At 57.0% G+C, this 13,656-nt stretch carries 11 protein-coding genes; 3 read left to right on the top strand and 8 right to left on the bottom strand.

Translation table 11 applies throughout. The features are described 5' to 3' along the window. Positions 1-20 precede the first annotated feature (20 nt). The 8 genes from ACFPDR_RS04370 to ACFPDR_RS04335 form a co-directional block, all read right to left on the bottom strand. Positions 21-1,205 (bottom strand): acetyl-CoA C-acetyltransferase, encoded by a 1,185-nt coding sequence (locus ACFPDR_RS04370; protein WP_009459302.1) that lies wholly within the window; start codon positions 1,203-1,205, stop codon positions 21-23. Between the two features lie 70 nt (positions 1,206-1,275). Further along, entirely contained in the window at positions 1,276-2,022 is a 747-nt protein-coding gene (gene phbB / locus ACFPDR_RS04365; RefSeq protein WP_026484632.1) for an acetoacetyl-CoA reductase, read from the bottom strand. Positions 2,023-2,027: 5 nt separating this feature from the next. Continuing rightward, on the bottom strand, positions 2,028-2,468 hold the full coding sequence (locus tag ACFPDR_RS04360) for a phasin family protein (RefSeq protein WP_230940634.1): 441 nt from the start codon (positions 2,466-2,468) through the stop codon (positions 2,028-2,030). Between the two features lie 54 nt (positions 2,469-2,522). Further along, on the bottom strand, positions 2,523-3,647 hold the full coding sequence (locus ACFPDR_RS04355) for an ABC transporter permease (protein ID WP_021446932.1): 1,125 nt from the start codon (positions 3,645-3,647) through the stop codon (positions 2,523-2,525). Position 3,648: 1 nt separating this feature from the next. Then, a complete protein-coding gene (rbbA, locus tag ACFPDR_RS04350) occupies positions 3,649-6,387 on the bottom strand; it encodes a ribosome-associated ATPase/putative transporter RbbA (RefSeq protein WP_376910640.1) in 2,739 nt (912 codons plus the stop codon). Positions 6,388-6,390: 3 nt separating this feature from the next. Then, positions 6,391-7,470 (bottom strand): HlyD family secretion protein, encoded by a 1,080-nt coding sequence (locus tag ACFPDR_RS04345; RefSeq protein ID WP_009459316.1) that lies wholly within the window; start codon positions 7,468-7,470, stop codon positions 6,391-6,393. Continuing rightward, entirely contained in the window at positions 7,467-8,972 is a 1,506-nt protein-coding gene (locus ACFPDR_RS04340; protein WP_254002167.1) for an efflux transporter outer membrane subunit, read from the bottom strand. The genes ACFPDR_RS04345 and ACFPDR_RS04340 overlap by 4 nt, the downstream gene beginning before the upstream one ends. A 136-nt stretch (positions 8,973-9,108) precedes the next feature. Then, positions 9,109-10,863, bottom strand: a complete 1,755-nt coding sequence (locus ACFPDR_RS04335; RefSeq protein ID WP_376910637.1) for a PHA/PHB synthase family protein — start codon at positions 10,861-10,863, stop codon at positions 9,109-9,111. 465 nt (positions 10,864-11,328) lie between these two features. On the opposite strand from ACFPDR_RS04335, the gene ACFPDR_RS04330 reads away from it, so the two are divergent. The 3 genes from ACFPDR_RS04330 to queC all read left to right on the top strand — a co-directional run bounded on the left by ACFPDR_RS04330 (position 11,329) and on the right by queC (position 13,629). Continuing rightward, complete coding sequence (locus ACFPDR_RS04330; RefSeq protein WP_035272014.1) at positions 11,329-11,994, top strand: TetR/AcrR family transcriptional regulator; 666 nt, start codon at positions 11,329-11,331, stop codon at positions 11,992-11,994. 250 nt (positions 11,995-12,244) lie between these two features. Next, complete coding sequence (locus ACFPDR_RS04325) at positions 12,245-12,919, top strand: 7-cyano-7-deazaguanine/7-aminomethyl-7-deazaguanine transporter (RefSeq protein WP_022983354.1); 675 nt, start codon at positions 12,245-12,247, stop codon at positions 12,917-12,919. After that, positions 12,916-13,629: a 7-cyano-7-deazaguanine synthase QueC gene (gene queC / locus ACFPDR_RS04320; RefSeq protein WP_137431191.1), complete on the top strand. Its 714-nt coding sequence runs from the start codon at positions 12,916-12,918 to the stop codon at positions 13,627-13,629. The genes ACFPDR_RS04325 and queC overlap by 4 nt, the downstream gene beginning before the upstream one ends. Positions 13,630-13,656: the final 27 nt, after the last annotated feature.

Raw genomic sequence — 13,656 nt, 5'->3', positions numbered from 1 at the left:
CCCTTCCATCAGCTATCTGTTCAAGCGGCCTCAATGGCAATCGCTACGCCTTGACCACCGCCAATGCACAAGGTGGCCAGACCTTTCTGGGCACCACGGCGACGCATTTCATGAACCAAAGTCACCAGCACGCGCGCGCCGGAAGCACCAATGGGGTGACCCAAAGCGATGGCACCGCCATTGACGTTGACCTTGTCCATATCCCACTGCAAGTCTTTGGCCACCGCCAGCGATTGAGCGGCAAAGGCTTCGTTGGCTTCGATCAGGTCCAGTTGATCCAGTTCCCAACCCACCTTCTTCAAGACCTTGCGGCTGGCCGATACCGGGCCAATACCCATGATGGCCGGATCTACGCCCGTGCTGGCCCAGCCACGAATCCAGGCCAGAACGGGCAGGCCCAATTCCTTGGCTTTCTCTGCGCTGGCCAGCAAAAGTACGGCTGCACCGTCGTTGATGGTGGACGCGTTGCCGGCGGTAACCGTGCCGTCTTTCTTGAAGGCAGGACGCAGCTTGGCCAAGGACTCCAGCGTGGTTTGGGCACGCGGCTGTTCATCGGCCTCAACGCGCACAGGGTCTCCTTTACGCTGAGGTACGTCGATGGGGGTAATTTCGTCCTTGAAGCGTCCGGCTTCCATCGCGGCTACGGCTTTACGCTGGGACTCCACCGCAAAAGCATCTTGTTGTTCGCGGGTGATGCCGTAGCGCTCGGCCAGGTTTTCGGCTGTGATCCCCATGTGGTAGTTGTGGAAAGCGTCGGTCAAACCGTCACGCAACAAGGTGTCATCCATCATGGCGTGGCCCAGGCCCAAGCCGGTACGGGCTTTGTGTACAACAAAGGGAGCCAGGCTCATGCTTTCCTGACCACCGGCCAGCACCAGATCGGCATCGCCCAGGGCGATGGCCTGAGCCGCCAGATGCACCGCTTTCAAGCCTGAACCGCAAAGCTTGTTCAGGGACATGGAGGGAACTTCATAAGGCAGGCCAGCGTTCACCGCGGCCTGACGAGCCGGGTTCTGACCAGCGCCGGCGGTCAGAATCTGGCCCAGAATAACTTCATCAATCTGCTCGGCTGCAACGCCCGTGCTCTGGAGCACGGCACGAATCAGTTGTGCGCTCAAATCGTGGGCGGGCACCGTAGACAGCCCCCCTTGAAAACGGCCGATGGGACTACGAGTCGCAGCAACAATGGCGATATCTTTGTGCATATCCATTCCTTTCATAAGTCGCAGGCCCGACAAGCGGGCCCATACAGGCAGCAGCCGAACAGAGTCGGGCTTAGTACATATGCTGGCCGCCATTCATGGCGACATTACTACCTGTCATAAATCCGGCTGCTTCGCTGGCAATAAAGGTCACCAGAGCCGCAATTTCCTCGGGCTTGCCCAAACGGCCAACCGGGATGCCCGCGATAATGCTATTACGCACATCTTCAGGCACGGCCATGACCATTTTGGTGGCCAGATAACCGGGGGAAATTGTGTTTACGGTCACGCCCTTGCGCGCCACTTCCTGAGCCAAGGCCTTGGTGAAACCGTGCATCCCTGCCTTGGCGGCCGAGTAGTTGGTTTGACCGAACTGTCCCTTGCTGCCATTGATGGACGAGATATTGATCACTCGGCCCCAGGTACGCTCCAGCATGCCGTCAATAAAAGGCTTGGTGACGTTGAACACCGAGTCCAGATTGACGCGCAGCACATCGTCCCACTTGTCTTTGCTCAGCTTGCGGAACGTGCCATCGCGCGTAATACCGGCGTTATTGACCAGGATGTCGACTTGCAGACCGTCCTTCTCGATAGCTTGCGCCATTTGCTGGCACGATTCGAAATCGGCCACATCAACGTGATAGCCCTGAAACACATAACCTGCATCGGCCTGCTCTTTAAGCCAGACCTGGGCATCGGCCTCGCTGCGCGAGTGAGTCACCAGGACTTGATGGCCCGCATCATGCAGGGCACGGGCGATCTCTTGGCCCAGACCGCCCATCCCACCTGTCACCAACGCCGTGCGTTTAACCGTAGACATACCGCTTATGCTCCCTTTTTAGTGTCAGAGGCGCTGGCAGCGTTTGCCCAAGGTGCGCCCCACTGCTTGAAAATATCCATCATTGGCACGGCCGCACTGGTATTGCTGACCACCGCCATCACCGACTTCTGCCAGGCTTCCAGCGCTTCCTGCAAACCGGAGGTGAACTCGGTCTGGTTCTGAATCGCTAATTGATTGATGGTCTGGCTGTCGTTAACGCCGTGCTGGAACAAACGCCAGAACGTGTCGGCGGGCAAGGTGGCCAAGGACTGCCAGTTACCCGTTTGCAACAAGCCTTCAATCTCGGCCGTGGTCTGCTCCATGCTGCGCAAATTACTTTTCTGTACGGACTCCAGCCAACGATGGCCGCCCTCCTGCAGCAGGCGCGTGATACGCAGTTGCAACTCAACATTGGCCTTGTACAGATCCAGGGGAAGTGTTTCCATGCTCATCGAAATCTCCTTAAAGGAAAAAAGTGCCCCCTGACGGGGCCCAGTCCATCAAGCCATCTGAGAGATGGTGTTACGAAAACGCCGCAGTGACAGAAGGAACAAAGCCGTCCCGATCACCAGCAGGGCTAAAAAGGGTTGCCATACCGTTTCAATGCCAGCCCCCCGGAACAAGATGGCCTGGCCCAGGGACACGAAGTGTGTAGTGGGAGCCAGTTGCATCAGGTTCTGAACAATTTCAGGCATGCTTTCGCGGGGGGTACGTCCGCCCGAGAGCAGGTTCATGGGCAGCAAGGTCAACATCAACAACAAGCCAAACTGCGGCATGCTGCGCGACAAGGTAGCCAGATAAATCCCCATGGAAGTCATGGCAAACAGACACAGAACGGCGCCGCACAGGAACAAGGGAATGGAACCTTCGATAGGCACGCCCAGCAGACCTCGCACCACAAAATTCAGCGACGCCGCCGTCGCCACCAGGACCACCAGTCCCATGGCCGTGACCTTGGACGCCATGATCTCGCCCGGTGTGACCGGCATCACCAGCAAGTGTTCGATCGTGCCGTGCTCGCGCTCCCGGATCAGGGCGGCTCCGGTCAGAATGATGGACAGCATCGCCACCGAGTTGATGACCTCGGCAATACTGCCGAACCAGGCTTTTTCCAGTGTGGGGTTAAACCGCACCCGCAAGGCCAGATCCACCGGCAAAGTGTCAATGCTGCGATACCGCCGCACAAACTCGTTAACCTCGCCCATCACCACCTGCTGGATGTAGTTATTGCCGGTAAAGGCCTGACTCATGCGGGTGGCATCAATATTCAACTGCACTTCGGGGCTGCGTCCGGCCAGCACATCGCGCTGAAAGTTCGGTGGAATGTTCAGCACAAAGGTGAACTGCCCCGTATCCATTCCCGAGTCCATTTCCCCATACTCGATCATGTGCGGGTGGATGAATTCAGGCGGATAAAAAGCCGAAGTAATGCGCGCTGACAAGGGGCTCTGGTCCTGGTCCACAATCGCGATAGGCGCATTGTTCAAGGTTTCGGGCTGCGCGGTCGCGGAGGTGTAAATCGAGACCGAAAACACGTACACAATGAGCAGCAGCATCATGGGGTCGCGCGCCAGACTCCACAGCTCCTTGCGGCCCAGCAACAGTACATTCTTGAGTTTTCTCATCTCACTTCTCCTGCTTTTTCAGCAGCATGACCGCCGCGCCCAACACCACCGGAATGGCCAGCAACAAGGCAAACAAGGCCCCGTGCAGATCCGAGAAGGTCAGTGCTTTGTTAAATACCCCGCGACTGATGTTGAACATATGCGTAGCCGGATAAATCTCGCCCGCCCAACGGCTGATCCCTTCCATGGAGGACACCGGGTTCAGCAAACCGGACAATTGCGTGGCTGGCAGCATGGTGCCGATCATGGCAAAGAACATGGCCGCGATCTGACTTTTCGTCACCGTGGAAGCCACCAACCCCATGCCGGTAGAAATCACGCAAAACATCAAGGTGGCCACGCTCAAGGTCAGGAAGCTGCCCTTGATGGGTACATCGAACACCGTGATGGCCAAGAGGCACATGCACAGAAAGTTGATCATCGCCAGGCCGATATAGGGAATCTGCTTGCCCAGCAAAAACTCCACTCGGGTGACCGGCGTGACGTACAGGTTGATGATGGAGCCCAGTTCCTTTTCACGCACCACGGACAATGCCGTCAACATCGCAGGCAACATCAGCAGCAGCACCGGAATCACGGCAGGCACCATGGCCGGCAAGCTCTTGACGTCCGGGTTGTAGCGGTAACGGTCCTGAATACTGGCGGGTACGACCAAAGCCCCTGCCCCCAGACGCTCCTTGGCTTGGGTAATCAGCCATTGCTGATGCATGGCCTTCACGTAGCCTTGAATGGTCTCGGCACGGGTAGGCATGGAACCGTCCACCCAGGCGGCGATTTCCGGCTTGCTGCCGCGCAGCACATCACGTCCAAAACCGGGCGGAATTTCGATCGCCAGCGCAATCTTGCCGCGCCGCATTCTGTCGTCCAGATCCTGGTAATCCGTTAAGGGGGCCTGCTCCAGAAAATAGCGCGAGCCGGACAGGTTCAAAGCGTAGTTCTGGCTGATACTGGTCTGGTCGCGGTCCAGCACGGCGTAGCGCAAATCCTCTACGTCCAGGGTGATCCCGAACCCCATCACAAACAGCAAAATCAGGGAACCGGCCAAGGCCAAAGTGGCTCGCACCGGATCTCGACGCAGCTCCAGCGCTTCGCGCCAGGTGTAGCTCAGCAAACGCTGCAAGCTGAAGCGTTCGCGCTTTTCGCTATGAGCTTCGTTTGCCACCACCGCTTGTTCTGTCGCCGGTTCCACTTCAGGCTCGGGGCCACTGGCTTCCAGCAAATAACCAATGAAGGCTTCTTCCAGATCAGCGGCGCCACGCTTTTTTACCAGGTTCGCAGGCGTATCGCTATCGAGCACTTTACCGGCATGCATCATGGACATGCGGTCGCAACGCTCGGCCTCGTTCATGAAGTGGGTGGAGATAAAAATCGTGACCTTGTCGCGGCGGGACAACTCAATCAGCAAGCGCCAGAAATTGTCGCGAGCCACTGGGTCCACACCGGAAGTGGGTTCGTCCAGGATCAGCAGCTCTGGCTTATGCACCATGGCCACCGCCAAGGACAGGCGCTGGCGCATCCCCAAAGGAATGGCATCGGGCAAACGGTCCAGAATCTGGCCCAGCTCAAAACGCTCCACCATTTCCGCCACACGGCCTTCCACCTCGTCCTCGGGAACATGGAACAACTGGGCGTGCAGCACCAGGTTTTGCCGGACCGTCAGCTCGCTGTACAGGGAAAAAGCCTGTGACATATAGCCCACACGACGGCGGGTATCGATGTCTTTGGGATCGACCTCGTGGCCAAACAACCAGGCCTGACCTTCGGAGGCAGGCAACAGCCCCGTCAGCATCTTCATGGTGGTGGATTTACCGCAGCCGTTCGAGCCCAGAAAGCCAAAAATTTCGCCACGACGTATCCGGAAGGACACATTGTCAACGGCGGTAAAGTCGCCAAAGCGAATCGTCAGCCCTTCGGCTTCAATGGCAATATCGTCCGCATCCACATCCAATGGCGGGATTTCTACAGCCTTGTGGCCTTGACGCTTGTCCTCGGGCAAGAGGCGAATAAAGGCCTGCTCCAGACTCTTGCTTTCCGTGCGCTCCAGCAGTTCTTTGGGCGAACCTGTTGCCAGAATCTGGCCGTCGTCCATGGCGACCAGCCAGTCAAAACGCTGGGCCTCGTCCATATAAGCGGTGGCGACAATCACGCTCATGCTGGGACGTTCGATGCGAATACGCTCGATCAGATCCCAGAACTGCTTGCGGGCCAAGGGGTCCACGCCGGTGGTAGGCTCGTCCAGCAGCAGAAAGTCCGGATCGTGAATCAATGCGCAGCACAGACCCAACTTTTGCTTCATACCGCCCGAAAGCTTGCCTGCAGGCCGTGTCAGAAAAGGATGCAGGCCCGTGCTGCGCGTCAAATCATCAATTCGGCGACGGCGCTCGGCAGCATCGTGCCCGAACAATCGACCAAAAAACTGCAGGTTTTCTTCCACCGACAAGGTGGGATACAGGTTCTTGCCCAAGCCTTGAGGCATGTAGGCAATGCGCGGGCAAATCTGGTCGCGATGGCTTTTTTCCGCCATATCGCCACCCAGCACTTCAATACGGCCTTCCTGAATCACACGGGCGCCCGCCAGCAAGGACAGCAAGCTGGACTTGCCCACGCCGTCAGGACCAATCAGTCCGACCATGCAAGCGGCAGGCACATCCAGGCTTAAACGATCCAGTGCGAGCGTGTCGCCATAACGCTGGCTAAGTTCAACAACGCGAGCAACCGCCGCCGCTTGCTGATTGGGCATGGTTTACTCCGTCAAGGTGGAAGTCAGCGACTCAGGCCAGCTGGCATTGGGGTCCAGCTTTACCCAGGCCACGCCGGGCAAGCCGGTCTTGACTTGCTCCAGGTGCTTTTTCAACAGCTCGGGGGCAATCTGGGCCTTGACGCGGAACATCAGTTTTTGGCGCTCCGAGGCCGTTTCCACACTCTTGGGAGTGAACTGGGCAGAGCTGGCCACGAAGGACACAGTGGCCGGAACCGGGATGTCCGGAATGGCATCCAGCACCAGACGCACCTCGGTACCCAACGCCACCTTGCCGGCCACTTCGCTGGGCAGGAAGAAAGTCATGTACACATCGGACAGGTCCAGCACGTTCAGCACACGGCCACCCGCACCCAGTACTTCACCGGGCTGGGCGACACGAAACTGCACGCGACCATCGCGGGGGCTGACCAGCTCACTGTCGCGCAAGTCAGCTTCGATACGGGCCACAGCAGCCTTGGCGGCCTCCACGGCAGATTGGGCACCGATCAGCTGAGCTTTGGCAGCATTAATGGCCGCTTCTGCGGCATTGGCCTGGGCCTTGGTAGCAGCTACCGCAGCCTGAGCACCACGCACGCGGGCACGGTCATCATCCAGTTCCTGCGCCGAAGCGGCACCTTCTTTGGACAAGGTGGTGGAGCGCGCCAGACGACGTTGGGCCGCGTCCAGTTCCGACTCACGTTGACCAATCAAGGCTTTGGCAGCGATGGCATCGCTTTCACGCAAGGCTACTTGGGCCTGAGAGGCCGCCACATTGTTTTCAGCCTGACGCAAACCAGCCACAGCTTCATCGCGGGCCGCTTCCAGACTGTCTTGCTGCATGATGGCCAGCACTTCACCTTCTTTGACGAAATCGCCCTCGTGGGCGGCGATGCTTTGGATACGTCCGGCAAACTTGGTGGAGATATCAATCTCGGTCGCCTCGATACGGCCATTACCACTGACAAAGCCAGCGCCAGGGCCGGTATTGGACATTTTCTGCCATGCCCACCACCCCAGGCCCAGAACACCGGCAACGATTAGGACAGGAACAAGATTTTTTTTCAAAGAGGATTGTTTGCTCATAGCTGGCTCGAGGATGGATCCGAATTAGAGGAGTTATGGGTGTTGGTCAGGGGCTCGGAGGGGTCCAGCCCACCGCCCAAGGCGCTATACATGGCAATCTGGCTGGCCAGGAGCGCACGACGCGTTTGCACCACTTGCTGCTCCACATCCAGCAAGTCACGCTGCGCATCCAGCACTTCCAGATAGGCAGCCGAACCGTTGTCGTAACGCATCTGCGCCAGACGGGCGCGCTCGGTCTGGGCGCTGCGGGCGACCAGCTGAACGTCCAACTGCTGGCTTAACCAGTGGCGTGTCGACAAGGCGTCCGACACTTCACGAAAGGCGGTTTGAATAGCTTTCTCGTATTCCGCAATGCGCATGTCGCGACGCACATAGGAGGCGTCCAGATTCGCGCTGCGGCGGCCACCATCAAAGATGGGCAGGGAGATGGTTGGAGCAAACATCCAGGCCTTGCTGCCGGAATCAAACAAACCATCCAGCTCGGCGCTGGCGGTGCCGAAATTGCCAGTCAAGGCAATACGGGGGAAGAAAGCGGCACGGGCAGCCCCAATATTGGCATTGGCGGCACGCAACTTGTGTTCAGCCGCAATAATGTCGGGACGCCAGACCATCAGGTCCGAAGGCAAACCGGGGGACAGCTCGGCCAACATGATGTTTTCATTCAAAGGCGCACCGGTTGGAGACACGCCCGGATCGGCCCCCAGAAGCTGTTGCAAGGCATGTAGTTGCACCGCACGTTGCTGTTCCAGCTGGGCCAGCATGGACTGAGCCTGCGTCAGCAAGGTTTGCACCTGCGTCACATCCAATTTGGACGTTGCGCCAACTTCATAACGACGGGAGAAAATGCGGTAAGACTCCTGACGAGTCTCTACACTTTTGCGGGCGATCTGCACGCGTTCGTCCAGCTCGCGCACCACAATATAGTTATTGGCCACTTGCGAGACCAAAGCGACATGCACGGCTTGTCGGCCTGCCTCGGTAGCCAGCCAGCCTTGCAAGGCAGCATCTTCCAGGCTACGTACGCGGCCCCATAAATCCAGCTCCCAACTGGTCAAACCGACCTGGGCGCGGTAATCACCCCCTGTCACCGCCTGGCCGCTGGGGTTCATGTCCCCAGGCACACGCGAGCGAGCAGCTTGCCCCCCTACGGTAAATTCAGGAAAGCGTTCGCTGCGCTGCAAATTCAGCATGGCACGGGCTTCGTCCACCCGTAAAACAGCCACGCGCATATCGCGGTTATTTTCCAGCGCAGTCTCAATGAGCTTGCTCAGAACCGGGTCTTTAAAGTATTCGCGCCAACCCAGATCACGCGCTCGCACCGCATTGGCCGGGCCTGCGGACAGGTCCGAGTAAGCCTGTGGAACGGGGGAAGCGGGCTGATCGTAATCGGGTGCCATCGAGGCACAACCCGCCAGGGTGACCAGCAAGGCAGCCAGCGCGAAATGAGGGCGACGCGCAGCGCTTCGGTGCTTGAGACTCAAATCGTAGGTCTGTGGGGCCATTGGAAAAAATGCCTAATGAGAAAAAGGGAACTGCCGTCAAGGCAAAACAGCACGTCAGCGATGGGCTTTGCACCTATCGCCGACATCAAACAGAGCGACAAGCTCACCATTTAGCGAGCTTGTATGAACTGACTGCTTACTTCACTAATACGTATTGACCGGGAGCCGGGCCGATTGGAGCGTAGCCCTGTTTGGCGGCACCCATTTGCGGTGGTTTCACCTCCGCTCCCGAGCGCGCCTTGAGCCATTCCGTCCAGGCGGGCCACCAGGAGCCCTGATGCGAGGCGGCTTTTGCCTGCCAGTCGTCCACCAGAACAGGCGCAGTGCCTGCTGCGCGGGTCTGAATCTGATATTTGCGACGCGGATGGCCCGGTTCGCTGACAATCCCGGCGTTATGCCCACCTGTGGTCAAGACAAAGGTGATTTCGGCAGGCACCAGATAATGCAACTTGTAAACAGAGCGCCAGGGGGCAACGTGATCGGAAACAGTACCGACACAAAAAATAGGCAAATTAACTTGCGCCAGAGAAACGATACGGCCTTCAACCGGATAACGGTTTTGACTTAAATCATTATTCAAATACATGCGGCGCAAATATTGCGAATGCATGGTCGCGGGCATACGCGTGGCGTCTGCATTCCAGGCCATTAAATCGTTCAAGGGGCGGCGTTCCCCCAATAAATATTTATTAACCATGGGCGCCCACAATAAATCAGCGGAGCGCAGCATTTGAAAAGCGGCTTCCATCTGATTGGCGCGCAAATAGCCCTCGTCGGCCATCTGAGCTTCCAGCAGGCTGACCTGACTTTCGTCAATGAACAGGGACAAATCGCCCGGCTCGGAAAAGTCGGTTTGGGCCGCAAAGAACGTCAGGGACGCAAGCCTGTCGTCTCCATCGCGTGCCATGGCAGCCGCGGCAATCGCCAGCAAGGTGCCGCCCAGGCAATAGCCGGTGGCGTGGATTTTCTGGCCGGGAACAATGGCGTTGACAGCATCCAGGCTGGCCTTCCAGCCCAGGCGAATGTAGTCGTCCATCCCGAAGGCATGATCTTCGGCAAGCGGGTTTTTCCAGGACAGGCAAAACACCGTGTGGCCTTGATCCACCAGGTATTTGATCAGGGAATTTTGTTCGGACAGATCCAGGATGTAGTACTTCATGATCCAGGCCGGAACGATCAGCACAGGCTCTGGATGGACCTGCTTGGTAGAAGGCGTGTACTGGATCAGTTCCACCAGCTCGTTACGTAGTACCACCTTGCCCGGCGTGGCCGCCACATCCTTGCCGACCACAAAATCTTCGGTGCCTACGGGCGGTTCACCCGCGAACTGGGCCTGCATATCCTGCTGCCAGTTCTCCAGGCCACGGCTGAAGTTATCCCCCTGTTCTGCAAGGGTTTTATCCCACACCAAGGGGTTGGTCCAGGCAAAGTTGCTGGGGCTGAGCATGTTCAACCATTGCTCTGCACCAAAGGCAATCAGTTTTTGATGATGAGGCTCCACACCGGCTACGCCTTCCGTGGCACTTTGCCACCACTGCTGCTGCGCCTGATAGGTTTGTCGCAGCAAATTAAAAGGCCAACGATCCCAGGCGGGGTCCGAAAAGCGGCGGTCGGTATAGGCAGGCGCTGCAGCTTGCTCTGAGGTTTGCAAAGACGACTGGGCCGATGCGGCCAGCTCCTCGCTCCATTCACGAAATAGCTGTTCCCATTGGCTTTGCGCCAACTGCCGCAACTGTTCTTGTTTGCCAGGGCTAAGGGCCAGATGACGTATCCAGTCCATCCAGGCAAGAAACTGCGATTCGGCGGAGATGGAACTCCAGATACGAGCCCAGGCGGCTCGTGCGGATGCGTCTAACTGCTCAGTCTGATCAAGGGACTGCCTGCTAACCATTGCCACTCCGCAAAAAGTACATACAAAAAGCAGATACGACTGCTTAGTCTTTTTAATAATACACCAGTTTACATCTAAACTTTTTGTATGCAGGCCTTTTAATAAAGAGCCATAAAAAACCTTTGCGTTAGATCAAGTTCATGGCAGATAAAAAACGACCAGCCTCAGCCACATTTGTTGTTATACCGTGCCTGTTATGGAATAGGGAAATAAAAACAAGTGAAAAAACAAATAAAGCCTCACTAAAAAACTCAGGCTTTTAAAAAAAACAAAGGCGATGCAATCCAGTGAAACAAGCGGTAACCCAGACTCATGGCACAACTATTATTTCCACAGCAATGTGACAAAACAAGCACAGCCCCTCGTCAAGCCCTCAAGCCGCAGCCAGGCTGGCTTGCCATCGGCCTGGGACAAGTGGCCTGATATACTGCAAGCCCCATATCTTGCCCATCCCCACAGGATGACATGACAGACACGCACCAAAATAAACCTCCTAAAAACGAAAGCACAAACAAGCGACGTTACTTACCGTCAGCTGAGCGCAAACGCGAAATCCTGAAAGCCGCTTTTGAAGAGTTTTCTCATCGGGGATTTCTGGGTACTTCGCTGGAGCGCATCGCCGCGCGCGCCGGGATATCCAAGTCCGGCATCTACGCGCACTACAGCAGCAAAGATGAAGTGTTCGAGGACATGCTCCACAGCACTCTGCTGCCGCCTGATGGCAATACCTTTGAGTTATCCGATACCTCCGAGGCAGACACCCTGTCCTGTATCGTGGATGAGTACCTGCACCAGTTGTATGAACGCCTGTCCAACCCGGACGTGCAAGCCATGTTCAGGCTTTTGATGACAGAAAGTGGCCGCGTGCCGGATCTGGCCCATTACTGGGGCAAACAGCTCCTGAGCCAGAACTACACCGCCAATCAGGCGTTTTTTGAACTGGGCATCCAGCGAGGTCTCATCCGCCCCGACGTCAGTTCCTCCGACTACATCCTGGCCGCCTCTCCCTCCCTGATGTGGCTGATGGTTTTGCTGGTTCTGGGACCACAGAACTCGCCCGTGCCCTTTGAAGAAGTACACCAGTTGCACAAGCGCTTGCTGATAGAGTGCCTGCAACCTGCATCGGCCTAAGGGCTGCTCATCAAGAACGAGCCAAACAAGTTCGTTTGCTTTGGCAAGCGGGCTTGTTTGAGCCTCTGCAAGCCCCCTACCCCTTTTTTGTGCCATAAGCCTCATCAAGGCAGACGTATAAGCGCGTCTGATGCACACGCTACACTTGCGGGCAACAACCATTCCATCGAACCGCAACTGACCGTACAATAGTCGGTTGCAGTCCATTTCCAATGGGTTCCCTCACCCCATCCACCAAAAAGGTCCAGACATGACTCTGCCTACCGTGCCGTCTTCACGGCTGTCGTTCTACGTGCGACTTCTGATTGCCTTTCACATTTTTATTGTGATTGCCAGCAATTATCTGGTTCAACTTCCTATTGAACTATTCGGCTTTCATAGCACCTGGGGAGCCTTCAGCTTTCCCTTTGTTTTTCTGGCTACCGACCTGACCGTCCGCTTGATGGGCAAGTCCGAAGCGCGCCGCGTGATTACCCGCGCGATGTTTCCAGCCCTGATCGCCTCTTATGTGGTCTCGGTGCTTTTTAATGAAGGCCAGTTCAACGGCTTGCAAGCACTGGGCGAATTCAACAGCTTTGTGTTCCGTATTGCCTTGGCCAGCTTTGCCGCTTATGTATTAGGGCAACTGCTGGATGTACAGGTCTTTGATCGCATCCGTCGCGACTACAAACAATGGTGGCTTGCTCCAGCGGCCGCCTCGATCTTTGGGCAGGCACTGGATACCTTGGCCTTTTTCGGCATCGCTTTCTGGCACAGCAGCAATCCCTTCATGGCCGAACACTGGGGCGAGATCGCCGTCGTCGATTACGTCATCAAACTGGGCGTCAGCCTGCTGCTGTTTGTACCCATGTATGGCGTACTGCTCAATTCCCTGATCAGCACCATGAAGCGCCGCGCCCTGAGCACCGCACAGGTCAAAGCATGAAGCCGCACACTCCCCGCCGCCGGGCACTGGTTCTCTTTTCGGGCGGACAGGATTCAGCCACCTGTCTGGCCTGGGCTTTGGACCGCTTTGCCTTTGTAGAAACCGTGGGCTTTGACTACGGCCAACGCAACCATGCGGAATTGCAGTGTCGACAAACACTAAGAGACAAGCTTTACCAGCAGTTCCCGCACTGGGCAGAGCGCCTGGGGCAAGACCATGTGCTCGATGCCAGCGTCCTGGCTCAGATAGGCGGCAGCGCCATGACTGAATCCATGACTATCGCCATGCAGGAAGATGGTCTGCCCAATACCTTTGTGCCGGGTCGAAACCTGCTGTTCTTTACCCTGGCTGGCGCCCTGGCCTACCGTCGGGGACTGGATACGCTGGTTGGCGGTATGTCCGAAACTGATTACTCGGGCTACCCGGACTGCCGCGACAACACGCTGAAAGCACTGCAGGTGGCATTAAGCCTGGGGATCGAGCGCCCACTGACCGTGGAAACACCACTGATGTGGCTGGATAAAGCAGATACCTGGGAGCTGGCCCACCAGTTGGGCTCGGATGCTTTAGTGAAGCTGATTCAGGAAGACAGCCATACCTGCTACCAGAACGAGCGGGAAACCCTGCATGACTGGGGATATGGCTGCGGGCAATGCCCGGCTTGTGAGCTGCGGGCGAAGGGGTATGGAGATTGGAAGCTGTGGGGCTAAGCCCCCAATTCCCTACCCCAGAAACCA

Source organism: Alcaligenes sp. GCM10023179 (assembly GCF_042653705.1).
Lineage (GTDB): Bacteria > Pseudomonadota > Gammaproteobacteria > Burkholderiales > Burkholderiaceae_B > Alcaligenes > Alcaligenes phenolicus.
The sequence above is the reverse complement of the archived record's forward strand: the minus strand, read 5'-3'. Positions and strand labels throughout refer to the sequence as shown.